Origin of the sequence: Donghicola eburneus (genome assembly GCF_900115865.1) — a bacterium.
Taxonomy (GTDB): domain Bacteria; phylum Pseudomonadota; class Alphaproteobacteria; order Rhodobacterales; family Rhodobacteraceae; genus Donghicola; species Donghicola eburneus.
The window spans coordinates 123,170-143,468 of the sequence record NZ_FOXY01000009.1 but is presented as its reverse complement, the minus strand read 5'-3'; the positions used below and the strand labels follow the sequence as shown (position 1 = coordinate 143,468).

Annotated in this window: 21 protein-coding genes; 14 read left to right on the top strand and 7 right to left on the bottom strand. The window is 58.8% G+C overall.

The features are described 5' to 3' along the window. Positions 1 to 36: 36 nt before the first annotated feature. A complete protein-coding gene (locus BM225_RS15930) occupies positions 37 to 450 on the top strand; it encodes a universal stress protein (RefSeq protein WP_072703418.1) in 414 nt (137 codons plus the stop codon). Between the two features lie 83 nt (positions 451 to 533). Continuing rightward, positions 534 to 2,177, top strand: coding sequence for a BCCT family transporter (locus BM225_RS15925; RefSeq protein ID WP_072703421.1), 1,644 nt, complete (start codon positions 534 to 536; stop codon positions 2,175 to 2,177). A gap of 106 nt (positions 2,178 to 2,283) precedes the next feature. On the opposite strand, the gene BM225_RS15920 is transcribed toward BM225_RS15925, so the two are convergent. Next, entirely contained in the window at positions 2,284 to 3,036 is a 753-nt protein-coding gene (locus tag BM225_RS15920) for an anti-sigma factor (RefSeq protein WP_092464936.1), read from the bottom strand. After that, positions 3,033 to 3,575 (bottom strand): sigma-70 family RNA polymerase sigma factor, encoded by a 543-nt coding sequence (locus tag BM225_RS15915; RefSeq protein ID WP_245780518.1) that lies wholly within the window; start codon positions 3,573 to 3,575, stop codon positions 3,033 to 3,035. Before BM225_RS15915 ends, BM225_RS15920 begins: the two co-directional genes overlap by 4 nt. A 299-nt stretch (positions 3,576 to 3,874) precedes the next feature. On the opposite strand from BM225_RS15915, the gene BM225_RS15910 reads away from it, so the two are divergent. From BM225_RS15910 to allE, 10 genes are all read left to right on the top strand, one after another. Beyond that, entirely contained in the window at positions 3,875 to 5,518 is a 1,644-nt protein-coding gene (locus BM225_RS15910) for a thiamine pyrophosphate-binding protein (RefSeq protein WP_092464935.1), read from the top strand. Positions 5,519 to 5,633: 115 nt separating this feature from the next. Then, positions 5,634 to 6,665, top strand: a complete 1,032-nt coding sequence (locus tag BM225_RS15905; RefSeq protein WP_092464934.1) for an ABC transporter substrate-binding protein — start codon at positions 5,634 to 5,636, stop codon at positions 6,663 to 6,665. A 3-nt stretch (positions 6,666 to 6,668) separates the two neighbouring features. After that, positions 6,669 to 7,727 carry an ABC transporter ATP-binding protein gene (locus BM225_RS15900; RefSeq protein WP_092464933.1) on the top strand — a complete coding sequence of 353 codons (1,059 nt, stop codon included), beginning with the start codon at positions 6,669 to 6,671 and terminating at the stop codon, positions 7,725 to 7,727. Continuing rightward, a complete protein-coding gene (locus BM225_RS15895) occupies positions 7,700 to 8,578 on the top strand; it encodes an ABC transporter permease (protein WP_245780517.1) in 879 nt (292 codons plus the stop codon). The genes BM225_RS15900 and BM225_RS15895 overlap by 28 nt, the downstream gene beginning before the upstream one ends. Next, complete coding sequence (locus BM225_RS15890) at positions 8,575 to 9,387, top strand: ABC transporter permease (protein WP_092464931.1); 813 nt, start codon at positions 8,575 to 8,577, stop codon at positions 9,385 to 9,387. Before BM225_RS15895 ends, BM225_RS15890 begins: the two co-directional genes overlap by 4 nt. A gap of 34 nt (positions 9,388 to 9,421) precedes the next feature. Next, on the top strand, positions 9,422 to 10,156 hold the full coding sequence (locus tag BM225_RS15885; protein ID WP_092464930.1) for an aspartate/glutamate racemase family protein: 735 nt from the start codon (positions 9,422 to 9,424) through the stop codon (positions 10,154 to 10,156). Further along, positions 10,153 to 11,052 (top strand): polysaccharide deacetylase family protein, encoded by a 900-nt coding sequence (locus BM225_RS15880; protein WP_092464929.1) that lies wholly within the window; start codon positions 10,153 to 10,155, stop codon positions 11,050 to 11,052. The genes BM225_RS15885 and BM225_RS15880 overlap by 4 nt, the downstream gene beginning before the upstream one ends. A gap of 4 nt (positions 11,053 to 11,056) precedes the next feature. Continuing rightward, entirely contained in the window at positions 11,057 to 11,995 is a 939-nt protein-coding gene (locus BM225_RS15875; RefSeq protein ID WP_092464928.1) for a polysaccharide deacetylase family protein, read from the top strand. Between the two features lie 3 nt (positions 11,996 to 11,998). Beyond that, positions 11,999 to 13,123, top strand: coding sequence for a M20 family metallopeptidase (locus tag BM225_RS15870; RefSeq protein WP_092464927.1), 1,125 nt, complete (start codon positions 11,999 to 12,001; stop codon positions 13,121 to 13,123). Beyond that, a complete protein-coding gene (gene allE / locus BM225_RS15865) occupies positions 13,120 to 13,857 on the top strand; it encodes a (S)-ureidoglycine aminohydrolase (RefSeq protein ID WP_092464926.1) in 738 nt (245 codons plus the stop codon). The genes BM225_RS15870 and allE overlap by 4 nt, the downstream gene beginning before the upstream one ends. 5 nt (positions 13,858 to 13,862) lie before the next feature. Here the strand turns inward: allE and BM225_RS15860 are convergent, their stop codons facing one another. Then, the gene (locus tag BM225_RS15860; protein WP_092464925.1) at positions 13,863 to 14,783 is read right to left on the bottom strand and encodes a LysR family transcriptional regulator; all 921 of its coding nucleotides are present in this window, start codon (positions 14,781 to 14,783) and stop codon (positions 13,863 to 13,865) included. Positions 14,784 to 14,831: 48 nt separating this feature from the next. Here BM225_RS15860 and BM225_RS15855 point away from each other — a divergent pair, with 48 nt between their 5' ends. Beyond that, positions 14,832 to 16,262 (top strand): FAD-binding oxidoreductase, encoded by a 1,431-nt coding sequence (locus BM225_RS15855; protein WP_092464924.1) that lies wholly within the window; start codon positions 14,832 to 14,834, stop codon positions 16,260 to 16,262. Here the strand turns inward: BM225_RS15855 and BM225_RS15850 are convergent. Both BM225_RS15850 and BM225_RS15845 read right to left on the bottom strand, forming a co-directional pair. Beyond that, entirely contained in the window at positions 16,253 to 16,639 is a 387-nt protein-coding gene (locus tag BM225_RS15850) for an ester cyclase (RefSeq protein ID WP_092464923.1), read from the bottom strand. The genes BM225_RS15855 and BM225_RS15850 overlap by 10 nt on opposite strands. Before the next feature lie 84 nt (positions 16,640 to 16,723). Further along, entirely contained in the window at positions 16,724 to 17,254 is a 531-nt protein-coding gene (locus tag BM225_RS15845) for a hypothetical protein (RefSeq protein ID WP_092464922.1), read from the bottom strand. A 215-nt stretch (positions 17,255 to 17,469) separates the two neighbouring features. On the opposite strand from BM225_RS15845, the gene BM225_RS15840 reads away from it, so the two are divergent. Further along, positions 17,470 to 18,015: a YaeQ family protein gene (locus BM225_RS15840; RefSeq protein WP_092464921.1), complete on the top strand. Its 546-nt coding sequence runs from the start codon at positions 17,470 to 17,472 to the stop codon at positions 18,013 to 18,015. 7 nt (positions 18,016 to 18,022) lie between these two features. On the opposite strand, the gene BM225_RS15835 is transcribed toward BM225_RS15840, so the two are convergent. Beyond that, the gene (locus BM225_RS15835; RefSeq protein ID WP_092464920.1) at positions 18,023 to 19,093 is read right to left on the bottom strand and encodes an NAD(P)H-dependent flavin oxidoreductase; all 1,071 of its coding nucleotides are present in this window, start codon (positions 19,091 to 19,093) and stop codon (positions 18,023 to 18,025) included. Between the two features lie 133 nt (positions 19,094 to 19,226). Continuing rightward, a complete protein-coding gene (locus BM225_RS15830) occupies positions 19,227 to 20,297 on the bottom strand; it encodes an ABC transporter ATP-binding protein (RefSeq protein WP_092464919.1) in 1,071 nt (356 codons plus the stop codon). Positions 20,298 to 20,299: the final 2 nt, after the last annotated feature.

The following is a 20,299-nucleotide window of genomic DNA, read 5'->3' as shown; positions in this document are numbered from 1 at the left end:
CCCGCCGTGCTGGTCCAATCAGCAGGAGGGACAAATTTGTTCACAAAAATCATGGTGCCGGTCGACCTGGCACATGCAGACAAGCTAGAACGCGCGCTGCAATGCGCGGCGGATCTGGCAACGCACTACAAGGCAACGGTCGTTTATGTCGGCGTCGCTGCTGCAACGCCTGGCTCCGTCGCCCACACACCGCAGGAATTCGCGGAAAAGCTGGCAGCTTTCGCCGCTGCTCAGGGCGAAAGCGCTGGAATTTCAACAGATAGCTTGGCGATGACCAGTCACGATCCGTCCACCGATCTGGACCCGACGCTGCTGGACGCACTGGATCAATGTGGTGCGGATCTGGTCGTAATGGCCAGCCACATTCCGAACCTCACAGACTACATCTGGCCGTCCAACGGCGGCACGATCGCGCGCCGCGCAAAAGTGTCGGTGATGGTGGTTCGTTGAATTGTTAGCGGAACCAACAGGGCCCGTGGGACTTAAGTTCCTTGGGAACAGTAAAACAATAGTGAAGAAATGGGGGGCCATGTATGGCCGAAACAACTGAAAATCAGGGGATCCCGGAACCCGAAGGGAAGTCCCAGATTATCGATACCGATTATGAAATCGGTCAGGATAATATTGAAACACAGATTGGCCCGTTCGGGCTGGATGTACACAACCCGGTATTCTTGATCTCGGGGATGTGCGTGATTGCATTCGTCTTTTACGCGCTCGCTCTGCCCGATCAGGCGGGTTCCGTGTTCAGCTGGATGTTTGGCGCTGTGACCAAGGGCTTTGACTGGTTCTTCCTTGGTGCGGCGAACATCTTTGTCATTTTCTGTCTGCTGCTGATCGTGCTGCCGGTTGGCAAAGTACGCCTAGGCGGGGCGGATGCGCGTCCTGACTACACCTACATGGGTTGGTTTGCGATGCTGTTTGCCGCCGGTATGGGCATCGGTCTGATGTTCTATGGCGTGTCCGAACCTATGAGCCACTTTGCATCGTCCATTGGCGGCACCGCGACCGAAGGCGGCGTCCGTACCGACTGGGCCCCGCTCGGCGCGGCGGCTGGTGACCAGCAAGCTGCGATCGAGCTGGCCTTTGCTGCGACCATCTTCCACTGGGGCCTGCACCCTTGGGCGATCTACGCGGTTGTTGCGTTGGCACTGGCGCTCTTCTCGTACAACAAGGGTCTGCCTCTGACGATCCGGTCGGCGTTCTACCCGATCCTTGGCGACCGAGTCTGGGGCTGGCCCGGCCACGTGATCGACATTCTGGCGGTGTTTGCGACGCTCTTTGGTCTGGCGACCTCGCTTGGCTTTGGCGCGACACAGGCGAATGCGGGCCTGAACGAACTGTTCGGCATCCCAGTAAGCTCGACCACCGAAGTCGTACTGATCTCGATTATCACGGCGATCGCGCTGATCTCGGTTGTGCGTGGTTTGGACGGGGGCGTCAAAGTTCTGTCCGAGATCAACATGGGTCTGGCAGCACTGCTGTTGCTGTTCGTTCTGATCGCCGGACCGACCATTGCCATCCTGACTGGCTTTGTGGATTTCCTGGCGGCTTACCTGACCCACTTGCCAGCACTGTCGAACCCGATTGGCCGCGAAGACGTGAACTTCAGCCAAGGCTGGACCTCGTTCTACTGGGCTTGGTGGATCTCCTGGTCGCCCTTCGTTGGCATGTTCATCGCCCGCGTCAGCCGTGGCCGCACCGTGCGTGAATTCGTTGTGTGTGTTCTGCTGATCCCGTCGCTGGTCTGTGTTCTGTGGATGTCGGTCTTTGGCGGCGTGGCAATCCAGCAGGTCATTCAAGACGGCTACACTGCCGCGCAAGAGGCGCCTCTGGAACTCAAGCTGTTCAAGATGTTGGACGCTCTGCCCCTGACCCAGATCACTAGCTTGATCGGTATCGTGCTGGTCATCGTGTTCTTCGTGACCTCGTCGGACTCGGGTTCGCTGGTGATCGATACGATCACGGCAGGCGGCAAAGTCGACGCGCCCGTGCCCCAGCGAGTGTTCTGGTGCATCTTTGAAGGTGCTGTTGCGATCGTTCTGCTGCTGTCGGCGGGTGGCCTGCAGTCACTGCAGTCGATGGTGATCTCGACCGGTCTTCCTTTTACCGTGGTCCTGCTCGTCATGTGTTGGGCGATCTGGAAAGGTCTGCTTGCAGAGCGCAAAGTGAAGTAAGCACAGCTCTTTCGTCAGAACTCAGCCCTCTCCGGCGTGTTGTCGGGGAGGGCTTTTTTATTGTTCAATCGGTAGCTGTCAGTCTGCTTTCTCGCAGCCGTTTAGTCTATATCACAGGTTCTTTTGCCAACCCTTTGCCAAGGATCGGTCCAGTTGGCAGATTGGTGGGCGACCCACCTGCAGGCTCGGTCGTGATCTCGTAAAGCTGCTGCGCGTTGGGTGCGGGCAGGCCTTGGATCGTCAAGGTGCGCGACTCTCCGGTCTCTAGCAGGCCCAAGGATACGGGCGGGCCGTCAGCATCTGGTTTTGTCCAGACCTGCATGACCTGATTGGCAGCAACATCTGGGCGCTCTAGCAGGGTAACGCGCGTGGTGTTGTCGGGGCGTCCCTCGATAAGCGCAACGGCGTCGCCTTGATCATTTAGCAGCACTGCGATGACAGCTGGGTCCTTGGGGGACATCACGGTCCAAGATAGCGCAACGGCCAAAACCACCGCCGCAGCGAGCCCCGCAAAAGCGGACAGACGCCAGCGCGCAAGCTGCGCGCGCACGGCGCCGAGTTCGACAACGTTGCTTTCTTCCGTCTTGGAGGCGCGCTGACCCGACACGTTCGCAACGACCGGAGCTGTCTCAGCTTCGGCAAGGTCGATGCTTTGGTCAATCCGTTTCCAAATGTCTTCGGGCAGCGGCAGTGGATCAGCGGTGTCGTCCAGTAGAGCAAAGGTTGCGCGGGCATGATCTAGTCGCGCGGCGACAATAGGATCTGCGGCGGCCATAGCTTCGAGCCGCGCAACGTCGTCGTCGTCAGCTAGCCCGAGCGCAACCTCGTCAATCAGTAGTCCAAGAGAGCGATCTGTCATGTCATGCACTCCCGCAACTTGACTAGCCCGCGCCGCACCCATGATTTTACCGATCCGAGTGGCGCATTCATGCGTCCTGCAATTTCTCCATGGCTGTGGCCCAAGACATAGGAGGACAGGATTGCGCGACGCGTGTCGAAATCGAGCCCCGCAAGGCACCGTTTTAGGTCCGAAGTGGATTCAAGACGGTCCCAAGCGGTGTTGAGCACACCGTCTTCAATCGTTTCGTCAATCGCCTCAGGTGCGGTCGGCGTCTCTCTGGCCTCGTTCCGCAGCATTGTCAGGCACCTATTTCGCAAGATGGTGTAGAGCCAACTGGTCGCATTGCCACGTTCGGGGTCATACTGGCTGGCCTTACGCCAAACCAGCACCAAGGCATCCTGAACCGCATCTTCGGCAAGGTCTGTCCGTTTCAGCATCCGTTTGGCAACACCCAGCATACGTCCGCCTTCGGCATCCAGCAGGCCTTTGAGAGCTGCGCGCTCACCTGCCGCGCAAGCGCGGATTAATCGCGCATGATCGATGGCATGTTGTGTCACTCGGGACAGTGCTCCTGTTTGGGAATGCTCAGGAGATCAATCCCGACGCGCAGTTCCCAAATGGCTATTGGCCCGCCAGCGTTCTGTCAAATCACCGGTTGTTTTCCAGAACACCACACGGCCGGCCAAGTTGTGATTTTTTGCAAGCGACACCGCATGCGAAGCGGAAATTCCTTTGCCGTGAGGTGGTTCCAGAATGTTCACTAATAGGAACTTTTAATTAGAGTAACTTGAACTTTTGTCACGATGCGCTGCGGCATAATGTTGATTCACACACAGAGTTCAGCCAGCGGCGAGACATGAAAGATACGGCACATACCATGAAACTACACCAAGGATTGGCGCGGGCGCTGGCCGCTCACCAGACGACACACCTGTATGGTTTGGTCGGGGATGCCAATCTCTTCATGGTGGATGCGTATATCGAAGGCAGCCTTGGGAAATATGTGGCGTGCACCCACGAGGCGAACGCTGTCTTGGCCGCTATCGGTTTTGCACAGACAACCGGACGCACTGGCGTTGCAACGATCACTCATGGCCCCGCGCTCACCAACGTTATTACACCCTTGGCCGAGGCGGCGCGCGGCGGCATCCCTCTTGTTGTCTTGTGTGGTGATACCAAGCCCGGCGATCTGCAGCACCTGCAAAATATCGACCAGCGCGAAGTTGTTGCCAGCACCGGCGCGCGTTTCATTGAAATGCGCAGCCCTGACACTGCGATCGAGGATCTGAGCCGAGCGTTCCGGATCGCGGCCCACCATCGCTGCCCTGTCGTTTTCAACATGCGCGTTGACCTGATGTGGGAAGATTTGAGCCCCGACATCGACGCGATGCCCGTACCGGATTTCGCGGCCGCGCCTGCTTCGGGCGATGCGCTGGAAGATGCCGCGGGCATGTTGGCCTCGGCGCGCCGGCCCCTGATCCTTGCGGGACGCGGAGCGTGCAGCCCCGAAGCACGGGCTGCTCTGATAGAGCTGGCCGCGCGGATTGAAGCCCCACTCGCCACCACTCTCAAAGCGCAGGGCCTTTTCGAAGGCGAGCCCTTTAATATCGGTATCTGCGGCGGTCTCAGCCATCCAACTGCGACAGAGGTCATCATGCAGTCCGACTGCATTCTGGCCTTTGGGGCAAGTCTAAGTAAACACACCACCGAAGAGCGTGCCTACACCATGGGCAAGCGGGTCGTGCAAATCCTGCCCGACGCCGAGGAAACGCCGCGCCTCGATATTCCGTCTGTGCGGATCATTGGCGATATCGCTGGAACAGCCCGTGCCTTTACCGAGCTTTTGGACTTGGCGGATATCCCTGGTTCTGGCGCGACGGCTGATCTAAGCGAGAAATTGGCAGCAGAGGCTGCCGCCTTTGCGACCCTGCCGCAGGCTGCTCCGACCGCCCAAGGTACGGTTGATATGGTCCCTGCGCTACGACGCTTGCACCAGGCCCTGCCCAAAGACCGTGTTCTGGTGGCTGACTTGGGCCGATTTGTCACCACAGCCTGGCGCAACCTGCCAGTGACCCGTCCGGCAGATCTGGTCTACACCTCGCATTTCGGCGCGATCGGCTGCGGCTTGGGAGAGGCGATCGGCGCCGCTACTGCAATCACGGACCGTCCCACGGTTTTGGTCGCTGGTGATGGCGGCTTTACCCTGTCTGGTCTGAGCGAATTGGTCACCGCGGTTCAGCAGCAAGCCGACCTGATCGTCATTGTCTGCAATGACGGTAGCTACGGCGCGGAACACGTTCAATTCACTAACAGAAACATGAGCCCGGAGCTGTCAATGATTGCGCGCATCGACTTTGCCGACACTTGCGCAACGCTCGGATTTGCCACTGTTCGGGTTACCGACGAAAGCAGTCTGAGTGCCGCCTGCACTGCCATTGCCGAACGGAGCAAACCCCTTTTGATCGACCTACGTCTCGACCCTGACAAGATCGAGATGTAAGGCCCCCAACCGAATCCCGCCGCCTCCCCGGTGGGTAAAATAGGGCGGCTGCAGCTTACGCCTCCCAAACGCGCAGTTGACCCGCTAATAATGTTTCCCAACAGGAGATCCATCAATGACCTTCACTCGACGTAATTTCCTCAAGACGTCCGCAGGCGCTGCTGCGCTGGGGGCGATCGGGATGCCCGCGCTGGCGCAGTCCGATACCTTTATCGTCAACATGTTCGGCGGCCGCTGGGAGAATGACTGGCGTCAGCACGTGATGCCCAAGTTTGCCGAACAGATTGGCAAGGATTTCGATCTGGACATCGGGCTGGGCATGGCTTGGATCTCGAACTTCCGCGCTGCGGGCCGCGAGAACCCCCCGTTCCCCGCCGTTATGCTGAACGAAAAGTACACCGCGATGATCCGCAACGACGGCTACTTTGCGGAACTCACACCCGAGAACGTGCCGAACATGGCCGACGTGATCGAACCTGCAATCCTCAAGGGCAACACCGCTGTCACCGGCATGCTGGCCCCGCTGGTCATCGCATACCGCACCGACCTTGTGGACGAGCCGCCCAAAGGCTGGGCTGATCTGTGGGACGAGCGCTTCCGCGGCCAGCTGGGTCTGTATAAAATCACCAACTCTGCCGCGACCATGATGGCGATGTGGGCGGGCGAGCACTTTGGTTCGGGCCGCGATGACATCGAAACTGCAGTTGCGAAATTCAAGGAGCTGGGTCCGTTCCCGCAGATCGGCTACTCGGCTCAGCTGACACCGCTGCTGTCGCAGGGTCAGGTTGCCGTGGCGCCCATCGACCTTGGCGAAGTCAAAGCGATGCAGGAATCCGGTATTCCGATCGACTATGTCGTCCCCGAAGAAGGCATGCTGGTGTTCGACCACTCGTTCTCGGTCTTCGAAAACAGCCCCGACAAGCAGCTGGGCTTTGACTATATCAACTTCGTTCTGTCCCCGGAAATCCAGCTTTGGATGGCGGAAAACTGGCTGATCGCACCGACCAACAAGACGGTCGAGCTGCCCGAAGAGCTACAGAAATGGCCACTGCAGCCCGAAGTTGTCAGCCAAGCCATCCGGTTTGACTGGGACGAAACGCTCGCAATCATGCCGGGCTTGAACGACCTCTGGGAACGGACAATTTAAGTTATGGCGACGGTTGAAGTCAGGGATCTGCGCAAGCGGTATCAGGATTTTCTTGCGCTCGATGGCGTGTCACTCAAGGCTGAGTCCGGCCAACTGGTGACACTGCTCGGGCCCTCTGGATGCGGTAAGAGCACCACTTTGCGGTGTCTTGCCGGCTTTCTCGAGGCAAATGGTGGGGAAATCACAGTAGACGGGGAATCTATCCTCGGGACCCCTGCCAACCGTCGCGGTTTCGGCGTGGTCTTTCAGAACTACGCATTGTTCCCGCACATGACCGTAGCCGAGAATATCGGCTACGGACTCAAACTTCAGAAGCTGCCCAAGGCAGAGATCGAGACCCGCGTTCACGACGTGATGAAACTGGTCCGGCTGGATGGTCTGCGCGACCGCTTGCCGCGCGCGATTTCCGGTGGTCAGCAGCAGCGTGTTGCCTTGGCCCGTGCTCTGGTTCTGAAACCGAAACTCCTTTTGTTGGACGAGCCGCTCGCGAACCTTGATGCGCGTCTCCGCGACGAAGTGCGCTGGCTGATCCGCGATCTGCAGCAGCAATCTGGGATCACGGCTTTCTACGTTACGCACGACCAGTCCGAAGCTATGGCAATGTCCGACATGGTTGCTGTGATGAAGGCAGGCCGCGTGGCCCAGTTCGCGACACCTCGTGAAATTTACCAAAAGCCGGTCGAACGTTATGTCGCTGACTTCACCGGCGAAGCGAATTTCATCCCCTGTCAGTCCGTTATCTCGATGGGAGATGGCCGTTACGAGATCAAAGCAGCTGGGGCCAAGCTCGAATTAAGCGGCGTACCTGGCATCGCTGGCCCCGCCGAGTTGCTCTTGCGCCCCGAGGCGTTGGAATTGACCTCGCCTAGTGCTGGCACGTTTGCAGGCAAAGTGACCAAGTCCGCTTTCCTAGGTGCAGCGCTGCACTGCGAAATCACCTTGCAAGACGGTTCTGTCCTGAAGCTGACGGCGCCGCCGAACCATCAGGTCGCGCCCGGCGAAGAGGTTGGCATCGCGATTGACCACAGCCACGCATGGCTGATGCCCGAGGTCGCGCCATGAGCCTGCGCAACCCGAAACTCTTGCTCGCGATCCCTGCGGTTGCCCTGATCTTTGTGTTTATGATCTTGCCGATCACGAACATGATCGAGATGAGCTTTCGCACCCCTGGCCACTCAGAACCCTTTGGGGATGACTACACCACGATGCACTACGACCGCATCCTAAGTGACGGCTATTACTGGGGGGTGTTGGGACGTTCGCTGCTGACTGCGGGCGCGGTAACCCTGCTCTGCTTGATCGTCAGCTATCCGATTGCGTGGCACATGTCCAAAGCCAAAGGGCTGAAGGCTGTTTTCCTCTATGCCTGCATCGCATCCCCGTTGATGACAGGTGTTCTGGTCCGGAACTTTGGCTGGATGATCGCAGCCGCACTGAACGGTCCCCTTAATGAAACGCTGCTCGCACTCGGGATGATCGAACGCCCCCTGCGGCTGCTGTTCACCCAAGGTCTGGTGATCCTAGCGCTGGTGCACGTGTTTGTGCCGTTCATGGTGCTGCCTATCAATAACGCCCTGCGGAATATCTCACCTACGTTGATCGAGGCGTCGTCTTCGATGGGGGCCACCCGCCGCGAAGTGTTCCGCGACATTATCCTGCCGCTAAGCTTTCCTGGCATCTATCCCGGTATGATCCTCGTCTACGTATTGGCGGTGGCCGCCTATGTGACCCCTGCGCTGCTTGGCGGGCAAATGGTCAGCTACATGCCGACGCTTATCATCGGCGAGTTGACGGGCACCTTCCAATGGCCATTTGGCTCTGCGCTCGCCATCGTGCTGTCGGTCTCTACCATTCTTGTCGTGGGTCTGTTTACCGCCCTCACGTCGCGTCTCATGGAAAGGTCCAAGGCATGAGCGAGATGACCAACACCTTTTCCAACCAAAAGCCGGTAAACGTCGGCTTTGGTATCCTGATCGTCCTGCTTTACATCTTCCTGATGGCTCCGCTGGTCATGATCATCGGCGCGTCGTTCACCAATGGTATGATGATTGAATTCCCGCCCCAAGGCTTCTCTTGGCGTTGGTATATCGAGTTCTTCGAGCGCAAAGATCTGGTCGATGGTCTGCTGATGTCTCTTCGGATTGGCGCGATTACAGCGGTGGTCACCATGACCGTCGCAATGATGGCGGCGATGGCTGGTCAGGTGATTTCGGGCAAGCTGTCAGGCTGGTTCCAACTGGGCATGACCCTGCCGCTCTTGGTGCCAGAGTTGTTGACGGCTGTTGGCCTGCTGTTTTTCCTATACAAAATTCAGATGGCCAAGACTGTCATGGGCCTGCAGATGGGACACATTTTGATGTCCTTCCCCTATGCCTATGTGTCGATCGCGGCGGCAATCCGTCAGGTGCCCGCTTCTCTTGAGGAAGCGTCGGCCAGTCTCGGAGCGACGGGATGGCAGACCTTTCGGTTGGTAATCCTGCCGCTGGTAATGCCGGGCCTGGCGATGGGTGGAATCTTTTCTTTTATCAACAGCTTCGATCTCTACACCATCTCGCTGCTGCTAAAGCCGCTTGGGGGCAACACCCTGCCGCTCGCGCTGTTTGACTTCCTGACCTACGAGTTCAAGCCCACAGCGGCAGCGGCTGCGACACTGTCGATCCTGCTCTCGATTGGCGGCGTGGCGCTTGTCCAGAAACTTGTCGGATTGCAGCGCGCTTTCTGACCTCGACCCACCCTTGATCAAAGGACGTTCCCCGATGCTGTATTCATCGGCCACCCCCCGTGTGCTCTATCAACTGGCCAGCCCCCTGCATCGCACCGCCGGGTCGGATGTGGTCGAGCGCCGCCTTCAGATGTTGCGCGGTTGGGCGCCTTCGGCTGCGGTCTTCATCAATTCGCCCGACGACGGCCCCGATGCGATCGAGTCAGCGGCGGACGCAGCGATGGTTTTTCCGGCCCTTCGCGGTGCAGCATCGAAATGGTCCGACCAATACGATGCCGTTCTGATCGGGTGCTTTAGTGACCCTGCTGTGGATGCGCTGACCGAAGTTTCGGGCCTCCCCGTTATTGGACCCGGAGAGGCGGGGCTTTTGGCGGCAACGCAGCTTGGAGAGCGGTTTTCGGTGCTGTCGTCTGACCCCACGCCCAAGGGCTTGCGTCGCCGCATTCGCGGCATCGGGATAGAGGGGAGTTTCGTTTCCGAGGTCACCATTGGAGGGTCTGTCGCCGACCTGAACCGCGACCCCGATCGCCATCTGTCTGCGATCGTGGCACGGGCCAAAGGCTGTGTCGCCCAAGGCGCCGATGTGCTCGTGCTGGGCTGTTTTGCGCTGTCATTCATCCCAGGCTTGCCGGAAAAGCTAACCGCCGCAGTGGGCGTACCGGTCATCAATCCGGTTATCGCTGGCCTCAAGGCGGCCGAGGCCGCCGTTCTGTACCGCGCGGGTTTGCCGCGCGCATCTTTCACCACCACAACCCGGAGTGCGGAATGACTTCCCCAGATCCCACCGCTTCGGCTCAAGACCCGTTCCTGAGCCTTGTTGAGACGGCTCGTTTCCAGCGGGGCCGCCGTATCCCGATTCCCGAATTCGCCTACCCCGAGGGTGTCAAAATCGCGGTGAACTTTACCCTCGACTTCGACGCCATGCTGCTGCGCAGATTGCTGAACGAACCTTGGGGGCAAAAAGCCAAGGGTGAGTTCGGTGGACGTGTCGGCGTCTGGCGGATCATGGAAATGTTTGACGCCGAAGACGTGAAGGTCACTCTGTTCACCCCTGGCCGGATTTGCGAACTCTACCCAGAGGCACTGAAAGACGTGGTCGCGAACGGGCACGAGCTGGCAGACCATATGTGGGAGCACGAGGTCTACGCCGATCCAGTGGTCGAGGATGCTCACCTAACCCGCACTTTGGCAGCGCTAAGCGCCGTGCAGGGCAAGCCCATCACGGGGACACGTTCCAGTCACACGCCCGCGCTGCTGAAATCCAAAGGTGTAGTTTATAATTCGTTCACCTCGGCCAGTGACATGCCGTTCTACGAATTGGACTCAAACGGCCAGAACCCGATCCTGCAATTGCCGTTCCACTACGCTTTGGACGACGCGATGTATTTCAGCTTTGGTTGGCTCGACACGCCCAATGATGCTCAGCGCGTGATGGACGTGGACGAGGTGTTCGAAATCTGGTGGTCCGCGTTTCTGCAGCAGTACAAGCAAGGCGGTTACGTAAACTTTCTGCTTCATCCCTTCGTGTCGGGCCACGCCATGCGCGTCGACATGATCCAGCGCTTGATCCAGCGGATGAAAACCCTGCCCGGCGTCTGGTTCCCGACGTGCGATGAACTGGCGCAGCACATCCTGATGCATCACCCTCTGGCGGAGGCGGAGTAACGATATGCCTTGGAAAGACTTCTACACCACCTCTGACGAGATTGGCATGCGCGACGATGCGGTCTCTTGGCCCAGTGGCCAGCACATGGCGCTGGGACTAACCGTCAATTTGAATCCCGCCGGCGCGGGCAAGGGTATCACTGCCAAGGATCTGGCCTATCCCACATGGCATTATGGTCTGAACGAAGGTTTGGATCGCTTCCTCGACCTTTTCAAAGAACTGAACATCAAGGCAACCTTCGCGGCCCCTGCGGTGATCGTCGAAAGCTACCGCGACATCATCGACCGCATTCTGGATGACGGTCACGAGCTCGCGGCCCAAGGATTGTATGGCGAGGATCCTTCTTTGTTGGCCGCAGGCCAAGAGGCAGAGCACATGGACCGGGCCACCGCCATTCTGACCAACGCCATAGGCGCAGCGCCCAAGGGCTGGTTTGCCCTGTCACGCCCTGACGATCGGGCGGCCACCGGCTGCGCCACGGACGACACAATTGCGCTGCTCAGAGCGCGCGGCTATAGCTACTTTGGCAACGGTCTGGCGGATGATGCGCCCTACTACTGGGTGTCCGATGTCGCCAAGGCCGAGACATTGCTGGCCCTGCCCTACTACTACCATTTCGATGATATCTTCTTCTTGATGTTCCCGCGCGAAGGGACCGGTCTCGAACGTCCGCAAGCCCTGCTCAACAACTGGCGGGCTGAATTCCGCGCGCAGTACCGTCGTGGCCGTTACTTCAACATGTGTGTTTCGCCTGCGCGTTCGGGATGGGGGCACCGGTTCGAAAACCTTGCAGCCATTTTGCGCGATGCAATGGCGCACCCCGGTGTGTGGGCTGCGACCGGGTCTGAGATCGCGGATCATTGGCACAAGGCGCACCCCGCCGAGCAAACTCTGAAGCTCGCCCCGAGCATCTGGCAAGACTACGAAGACAGCCTGAGCTAACCCATGCAGAGCGAAGACATCTTAGAGGGCCTGCTAGAGTGGATCGAAATCGACACTCCGACCGGTGACGTTGCAGGGATTGCAAAGCTCGTCGACCTGATCCAGTCGCAACTGGAACCCCTTGGCTGCGTGATAGAGCGGGTCACTGGCCAGGATGGTATGGGCGATCATCTGATCGCCCGTTTTGCGGGCGGAGATGGACCGGGCGTCTTGGTCACCAGCCATATCGACACAGTCTGCGCGCCGGGCACCGTTGAGATTCGGCGCGATGGAGACCGGCAATACGGCCCCGGTATTGCGGATATGAAAGGCGGCGGTTTCCTAGCGCTTTGCGCGATGAAGGATATCGTGGCCAGCGGTGTGGCTCTGCCGGGCCCCGTCACGCTGATCTACAATTCTGACGAAGAGATCGGCTCTCCGACCTCGCACGCCCTTATCCAAGCAGAGGCGCGCAAGATGGGCGCGGCGCTTATCCCAGAGCCCGCTCGCGGGGACGAGGCAATCACATTTCGCAAGGGGCGCGCCAAGTACACGCTCGATTTTCACGGGGTGGAAAGCCACGCAGGGTCAGCCTTTGCCGATGGGCGCTCGGCGATCCTTCAGATGGCGCGGACCATTGGGCAGCTGGAGCAGATGACCGATTTGGCTACAGAGACTACCGTGAATGTGGGCCGTGTGCGCGGCGGGACAGAACCAAACGTCGTCGCAGGCCACGCCGCGTGCGATATCGATGTGCGCTTTGCCGATGACGCCTTGGGGCATGCGGTCGAAGATGCGTTGCGGGCACTCAAATCGGATGATCCATCGGTCTCGATCACATTGTCTGGTGAAATCGAAAAGCCAAGCCTAGCCCGTACGCCGGAAACCTTGTCAATGTTCGCCCGTGCAGTCCAGATCAACGCATCACTCGACGCTCCTATGATCGAAACCCGTTCTGGAGGGGGCAGCGATGGCAACTTCACTTGTGCAGCTGGCGTGCCGACGCTCGATGGCCTTGGTGCGATTGGCAATAATTGGCACTCGCCGCAGGAACACATCCTCGTCTCGACACTATCGCGCCGAATGGTTTTGCTGCGTGACTTGATACTGACCTATGCGGGCACGCGCCCCACTGGAGAGTCCTCATGAAACCTAGCTTGGGACAGACCCGCTCGGATATCCGCCGAAACCACGCGCTTCTGACGCCAGAAAGCCACGAATGGATCACCCAGCCCGACTGGCCTGGCGCAGAGTTGGCATATCTGATCACTCCGGACATGGGTGCGAAATTTGCCATGGGACTGGTCCGCTGCGTGGATGGTCTGACCGATATTCCACCAGCGCCCGAAGGCATCGCGCGGTTCATCTTTGTGCTTCAGGGAGAGGTTAGCTTTGCGACGGGCCAGACGCTGCAGCGGGATGGATACGCATTTCTGCCGCCAAATGAACCGCTGACTCTGAACGCGTCTGCTGGTGCCTCTTTCGTCCTGTTTGAGTGGCGGTTCTTGGCCCGAGGCGACATTCCCGCACCGGCTTTTGGTGCGGTCGCGGACATCGAAGGCACCCCTCTGCGCGGTGACGACTGGTTGATGGTGCAAAAAATGTTGCCGACGGACGCTGGTTTTGACGGTGAATTCAATATCATGAATTTCCATCCGGGCGCGTCGCTAGCCTATGTGGAAACGCATTTTATGGAACACGGGCTTCTTATTCTGGACGGTGGCGGTGTCTACCGCTTGGATGATCAGTGGTACCCTGTTGGGGCTGGCGATGCCATCTGGATGGGACCACACGTGCCGCAGTGGTTTGGTGCTTTGGGCCGCGAACCTTCGCGCTACCTGATCTACAAAAACTACAATCGCGCCCCGCTGGAGCCGCGATGACCGCATTACCCGCCATATTGGACGAAAATCGTCCGTATCGCTGCACCAAAGGCAACAGAGGACGCCGTTGGCGTGCGCCCCGCCATACGGCAGCAGGCCACTGGCGGGCTCTCGAACGGAAGGTCTTGCAGTTCGACAAAGGAAATACGCTCGCGCCGAATTTGCAGAAAACGGCCAAAGACAATGCCGATGCCAATCCCGCTTTCGACCATTTGGCGCAGCAGGGTGAAGCTATTGGTGTTCATGACCTCGTGGACGCTGACGCCGGCCTGCGCCATGGCTTCGGTCAAGAGCTGGCGCATGGCGATGGACTCATCGGGGAAAATAACTTGTTCCCCGTCCAGATCGGTCAGCCGGACTTTGCGCAACTGCGCCATCGGGTGGTCCAAGGATGTGATCGCGTAGGTTCGCCTGCGCAGGGTTGCGAGCGTTTCGATCTCGGGCGAGGACGGAAAGTTGTAGCCAAGCCCGATGTCGATATCACCCTCTTGCAGGCGTTGGACGATCTCTCGGGTGTTCTCGACCTTGATCGAGAAATTCAGGCCGGGGTGGTTGTATTTCATGTCCCGCAAAATGCCGGGCAGGAGGTCCGAGGCCAGCACTTCGTTCACGCCAAGACGCAGGTGACCGCGCTGCATTCCCTGAAGTTGGTCAATCTCGTCCTGCGCGATGGTCAGTTCATTGACGACCGAAGCGCAGCGAAACAGGAGGATATCTCCGGCTTCGGTCAGTTCCAGACCGCCGCGACCGCGATCTCTGCGAAAGAGCTCTACATCCAGCGCGAGCTCGAGGTTCTTGATCTGTTTGCTGACCGCCGAGGGCGCCACATGCAGACGGTCTGCCGCAGCACGGAAAGATCCCTGTTGAGCAACTTCAATGAAATGTCGCAGACCGGGCAAGCGACCGAGGATGGTGCTAGACGGCATCAGAAACTCCCACAATCGAATGGCCACGGGTCAAGGAGCGCATCATAGATGGACCAAACCGATATTCAACAGGTAAGCCAACAGGATACGGCGCAGCCTGACGTGATCGAGGCGCTGGCTCAAGTCTTTGGTCCTGCAGGAATTCTGACTTCACCAGAGGATTGCGCGCGCTATGCGTCGGACCAATCCGGCCTGCACGGCACGCCGCCGCTCGCTGTTATACGCCCGGCATTGGTTCATGACGTCTCCGAGGCGATGGCGATCTGCAGCCGGTATCGGATCGGCGTCGTTCCTCAGGGGGGACGGACGGGATTGTCCGGCGGGGCCTGCAGTCCGCAAGGCACCGTCGTTCTGTCGACCGAGCGAATGACGGGAATTATCGAGTTGGATCGGGACGCGATGACCCTAACCGCTTGGGCGGGCACCCCGCTAGAAACCGTGCAAGAGGCCGCGCGCGAAGCTGGACTGGATTACCCGGTGGACATTGGCGCACGCGGCTCGGCCACGATTGGCGGAACGATCGCCACCAACGCGGGCGGTATCCGCGTTCTGCAGCATGGCATGACGCGTGCGAACGTTTTGGGTCTAGAAGCCGTTCTCGCTGACGGTGCGGTGGTCTCGCGCCTGAGCAAAACGGTCAAAGACAATTCCGGTTTTGACCTGAAGCACATGTTTATCGGGTCCGAGGGGACGTTGGGGATCGTCACCCGTGCAGTTCTGCAACTGCGCCGGCATGTCCCGCAAAGTGCGCTTGCCCTGTTCGCCCTGCCCGATCATGCGGCCGCGTTGAAATGTCTGACCGCTGCGCGCCAGCGCTTCGGGTCGCGCATCACCGCCTTCGAAGGGATGTGGCCTGATTACTGGGATTTTGTTTGCCACAAAACCAACCTCGCTACCTCGCCGCTTGATGGACGGTACGGGTTCTACCTGCTGATTGAGGTAGAGGCCGAGGGCCCAGAGAGCGAAGCGGAGTTGGAAGCGTTCTTCGCTGACCTGTTCGAAGCTGACTTGGCCCAAGATGGCGTTTTGGCAAAATCCATCAGCGAAATGCGTGCGCTCTGGCAAGTGCGCGAGGCGGTAGGCGAGGTTGACGATGACTTCGGCCATCACATCAACTTTGATATCGGTGTGTCGCCGTCTGCGCTTGGTGGGTTTTGTGATGCGGCGGATATCCTGTTGGCGGATATGCCCGAAGCCCTTGGGGTGATTAAGGTCGGCCACGTCGGGGACGGAAACGTGCACCTGTTGGTGGCCCATGACGGTTCACACGCCGCGGAAGAGAGTATCGAGGCTGCCATCTATGGGTTGCTGCGTGATTGGGACGGCGCTGTCACGGCAGAACATGGCATTGGCCGCATCAAAGCCCGCTGGATGGATCACAGCCGCTCACCCCAAGAGTTGGCTCTGATGCGCGGGCTAAAGGCGCAGATGGATCCGCAGGGAATTTTGAACCCGGGTGCCCTGTTCGATCAGATCTGAATTGCGATGGCAGCTTTGTCGATCACAGACCAGACGTTCACAACCTTGCCGTCCGAGAACTCGTAAAAGACGTTCTCGGTGAACCGTACCCGTTTGCCATTGACGGGCATGCCAAACAGCTGCCCGACAGGCGTGCAGTCGAACGCGAGGCTGCACGCGATCAGGGGTGGATCACAGGAAAAACGCGTGAGATTGAACGAGAGGTCAGGGATCGCTTCGAAATCGCCTACCAGCATGGTGTTGTAGCCGTCTAGGCCGACCAGATGGCCATTATAGGTCACCTGATCAGCCACATAGCGATGCAGGTTAGTCCAGTCTTGGGCATTCAAACAGGCGAGGTAGCCTTCGTATGCCTTGATGATTTCGTCGCGTGTCATGGGCATACTTCTCTGATCATATGGCGTCTTGACTCTACCTAAGCCGACAGCGCGTCGGTGCAGTTCGAGTTTTGGATGCGTTTTTTAACTTTCAATCTCGGCCGCAAAGGATGGCGGCATATATTTGCGGATGCTGTGAAAGAAGATGTCTATCTCGAGTGCCAGCGTCATTTCGAACTCGTTCAGTTCAGACCCACTCCATCGCGTTTCCTCGAGCCGGGCAAGGTAGCCCAATCGGATTTGCTCGTCATTTTTGTCTAGCGGCAGGGTTTCCGCTGCGCGCAGGATGTCGATGCGCTTGTGCACCTCGCGCATTCCATGGAATGCCTCCATCATCACGCGAATGAGCCGTGGCTCGGTTTGCCAAGTCTTGCCGCCGAATACTTCTTGGACCACACGGTTGCCTGCGCCCAAACAGTCGTACGCCACGCAACCCCGGAAGCCATCTTGGCGCAGGGTGTCGTGGATCGAGCATAAATGCCCCGACAGGTTGCGACAGGGTTCGCCCGGGTTCTTGTCAAAGGCAAAGTCATCGCCCTTGTCAAAGGCCAGCATGATGCAGCACAGCGCCGCGCATTTCGAGCAATCGGTGACGAGATGGTCGGTTTGGGACATTCTGACGATCGACCTTGTCTAAGAGGCTTGGAGGTATGGGCCCGTATCCCGCGAAACACCCATAGAACGCAAGTGTCGGGCGATGTTTATGTGGGGTGTCAGCAGGCGCGCGTATTGCGAGAGCCGAGAATGTCCCGTGCTCGCGTCCGGTCAATGCTTTCCAAATCCTGCCGGACGGGGTAGGCAGCGCGATCTTTGCAAGGTTGGGACAGTCCATGGCGCAGAATGCTACCATTTATAAAGTCGAACTTTCCGTGTCGGACATGGATCGCCACTATTACGAGACCCACAAGCTGACCGTGGCCAAGCATCCGTCAGAAACCGATGAGCGGTTGATGGTGCGGCTTGTCGCCTTTGCGCTGAATGCCCACGAGCATCTGGAGATGACCAAAGGCCTATCCTCGGACGACGAGCCTGATATCTGGCAGAAAAGCTTGAGTGGCGAATTAGATGTGTGGGTCGCTCTCGGGTTGCCAAGCGAGAAGGTCATCCGGCAATCCTGTGCCAAGGCGGGCAAAGTCTATATCTACGCCTATGGCGGCAAACCGGCTGAGATTTGGTGGGACAAGGTCAAGAACAGCACCGCCCGTTTTGCGAGCCTAGAGGTCGTAAATCTGACCGAAGAAGACACGGCGGCGCTGGCGGGGCTGGCCAGCCGCGCAATGAAGCTGCAGGTGAATATTCAAGATGGCGATCTGATGGTCAGCGTCGATGAGAGCGTGGTTTATTTGACACCCCAGACCTGGAAACGCGCCGAATAGCGCAGCGTTACCCAAGGGCCGCTTTGACTTCGGCCCACAGGTTTCTGACGACATCCTCTGCTGGTGCGGCCTGTGCGAGAGCGGCGCTTTGGCCGGCCCAAGCCTGTAATCTGGCAATATCGTTGTCCTGTGTTCCAGCCGCGCGCATAGGTCCCGTTGCGGATCGTTGTAGTGGATATGGCAATGGTTCGGGCGCATCGGCCGCTTCGGCTGCGGTCACGTAGTCTGTGCGCAAGGACCGCCCGAGGCGTCCAGAAAATGCGCGGGTGACGGCCGTATCCTCGGGGCGAGCGCGTCCGATGGCATCGGCCCAAGCCGCTGGAATGGCGGCCTCTGGCGTCCGGAGTAAGGCGGTTCCGATCTGGACAGCCGACGCCCCGAGCACCAGTGCTGCGAGCGCACCGCGTGCGTCCGCGATACCGCCAGTTGCAATCACTGGAACCTTCACCGCATCACAAATCGCAGGTACCAAAGAGACAAGCCCAATCGTTTGCGCGGCCGCATTCTGCGCGTCAAAAGCCCCGCGGTGTCCGCCGGCCTCGCTGCCTTGGGCGACAATCGCGTCTGCGCCGGCCTCTTCCGCCGCCAACGCTTCTGCGACACTCGTGGCTGTCGCGAACCATCGAATGCCCTGCGCCTTGAGTTGCGCGAACACTTCCGGCGGGAAAATACCCATGATCGAGGAGACCACAGCGGGGCGCGCCTCAATCAAGGCGTCGCATTGATCAGCGAAAGAGACAGGAAGACCCGCTGATATCTCTGTTGGTCGAGGCCCCCACTGGGCTAAAAAATCCGCCACGCGCGTTTCGTGCGCGCGGTCTCTGGCCGGTTTTGGGTCCGGAACCCACAGGTTCAACTGGAATGGGCCTGCCTGCGTGGTTCGGACATCCGCCGCCCATTGGGCAATAGCGTCAGGCGCCATCAGCAGAGCGCCGCAAGCGCCCATTCCGCCCGCTTTCATAACAGCTGCGGCTAATGCGGGCGGGCAAGCGCCTGCCATTGGCGCCATCAGGATTGGCAGATCCAGACCGAAGTCGTCGCAAAATGTTTGCGCGCGCTGCTTTGCCTGTCCCAGCATATCTCATTCCCCCGCTCTTCATCATTGCCGAGGGTGCTTCTCTTGCTCGCAAATAACAAGCTTTGCCTATGAACGGGCGAAACCACCAACTATTCTTAAGAGAATTTTGATTTTCCGCCCTACTTCGCAATGCTCACAAGCGGTGACCGTCCTTGGTGCAGAAAACAGAGGCTTTGGTCAGGTCAAATTGTAGGCCGACTTCGGACTCAAGAGCGCGGGCCTGATCCACTCCCATTCGGACGCTCAGCCGCTTGCCGTGATACAGCACCCAAGCCAAGGCATCTGCGCCAAGGAGTTCAACGAAGTCGAGTTGCGCGGTGATGTGGCCTGCGGCAGGTGGGACGATCTTGATATCCTCGCAGCGCACGGCAAGGATGGCGTCCTGCGCGGGCCGTGTGCCATTTTCAAAGGCGTAGCCTGACAGATCGATATGTGTTTTTCCGATGTCTAAGGACCCATTGCCAGACAGGTGCCCTGCGATCTGGTTGATTTCAGGCGAGCCGACAAAACTGGCGACAAACAGATTGGCGGGCTTTTCATAAATCTCTTGGGGCGGCGCGAATTGTTCGACCCGTCCCTTGTTCATCACGGCAACACGATCGGCCATCGTCATCGCTTCGACCTGATCGTGGGTCACGTAGAGCATGGTGAAGCCTAGGTCATTGTGCAGCTTCTTCAGTTCTACCCGCGTTTCGGTTCGAAGTTTGGCGTCCAAGTTCGAGAGCGGCTCGTCAAACAGGCACACCCCGGTCGACCGGACGAGTGCACGGCCAATCGCGACCCGCTGGCGCTGACCGCCTGACAGTTGCGAGGGTTTGCGATCCAGCAGAGCGTCAATCTGCAAAAGTTGCGCGACCTTGGCCACCTTGGCCTCGCGTTCTGCTTTGGGAACGCGGGCGACCTCCATTCCGAAGGACAGGTTGCGGCGCACGGTCATCGAAGGGAAAAGCGCATAGCTTTGAAAGACCATGGAAAGATCTCGGTCGCTTGGCTCCAAATCTGTGACGTCCTTGTCGCCGATCAGAATTTGTCCGCTGTCGCAGGTGTCGAGCCCCGCCACGATGTTCAGCAAAGTGGACTTTCCGCAGCCCGATGAGCCAAGGATCACGACAAACTCGCCCTCGGTGATCTCCATCTCGACCGAGTGCAGGATGGTCAGGTCGCCGTAGGTTTTTCTGATTTTGTTCAGAGAGATATTGTACATGT

Bases quoted from the DNA above. Each gene is read 5' to 3' on its own strand.
- BM225_RS15925 (WP_072703421.1), top strand. From the start codon at position 534: ATGGCCGAAACAACTGAAAATCAGGGGATCCCGGAACCCGAAGGGAAG.
- BM225_RS15920 (WP_092464936.1), bottom strand. From the start codon at position 3,036: ATGACAGATCGCTCTCTTGGACTACTGATTGACGAGGTTGCGCTCGGG.
- BM225_RS15910 (WP_092464935.1), top strand. From the start codon at position 3,875: ATGAAAGATACGGCACATACCATGAAACTACACCAAGGATTGGCGCGG.
- BM225_RS15905 (WP_092464934.1), top strand. From the start codon at position 5,634: ATGACCTTCACTCGACGTAATTTCCTCAAGACGTCCGCAGGCGCTGCT.
- BM225_RS15900 (WP_092464933.1), top strand. From the start codon at position 6,669: ATGGCGACGGTTGAAGTCAGGGATCTGCGCAAGCGGTATCAGGATTTT.
- BM225_RS15895 (WP_245780517.1), top strand. From the start codon at position 7,700: ATGGCTGATGCCCGAGGTCGCGCCATGAGCCTGCGCAACCCGAAACTC.
- BM225_RS15890 (WP_092464931.1), top strand. From the start codon at position 8,575: ATGAGCGAGATGACCAACACCTTTTCCAACCAAAAGCCGGTAAACGTC.
- BM225_RS15885 (WP_092464930.1), top strand. From the start codon at position 9,422: ATGCTGTATTCATCGGCCACCCCCCGTGTGCTCTATCAACTGGCCAGC.
- BM225_RS15880 (WP_092464929.1), top strand. From the start codon at position 10,153: ATGACTTCCCCAGATCCCACCGCTTCGGCTCAAGACCCGTTCCTGAGC.
- BM225_RS15875 (WP_092464928.1), top strand. From the start codon at position 11,057: ATGCCTTGGAAAGACTTCTACACCACCTCTGACGAGATTGGCATGCGC.
- BM225_RS15870 (WP_092464927.1), top strand. From the start codon at position 11,999: ATGCAGAGCGAAGACATCTTAGAGGGCCTGCTAGAGTGGATCGAAATC.
- allE (WP_092464926.1), top strand. From the start codon at position 13,120: ATGAAACCTAGCTTGGGACAGACCCGCTCGGATATCCGCCGAAACCAC.
- BM225_RS15860 (WP_092464925.1), bottom strand. From the start codon at position 14,783: ATGCCGTCTAGCACCATCCTCGGTCGCTTGCCCGGTCTGCGACATTTC.
- BM225_RS15855 (WP_092464924.1), top strand. From the start codon at position 14,832: ATGGACCAAACCGATATTCAACAGGTAAGCCAACAGGATACGGCGCAG.
- BM225_RS15850 (WP_092464923.1), bottom strand. From the start codon at position 16,639: ATGACACGCGACGAAATCATCAAGGCATACGAAGGCTACCTCGCCTGT.
- BM225_RS15845 (WP_092464922.1), bottom strand. From the start codon at position 17,254: ATGTCCCAAACCGACCATCTCGTCACCGATTGCTCGAAATGCGCGGCG.
- BM225_RS15840 (WP_092464921.1), top strand. From the start codon at position 17,470: ATGGCGCAGAATGCTACCATTTATAAAGTCGAACTTTCCGTGTCGGAC.
- BM225_RS15835 (WP_092464920.1), bottom strand. From the start codon at position 19,093: ATGCTGGGACAGGCAAAGCAGCGCGCGCAAACATTTTGCGACGACTTC.
- BM225_RS15830 (WP_092464919.1), bottom strand. From the start codon at position 20,297: ATGTACAATATCTCTCTGAACAAAATCAGAAAAACCTACGGCGACCTG.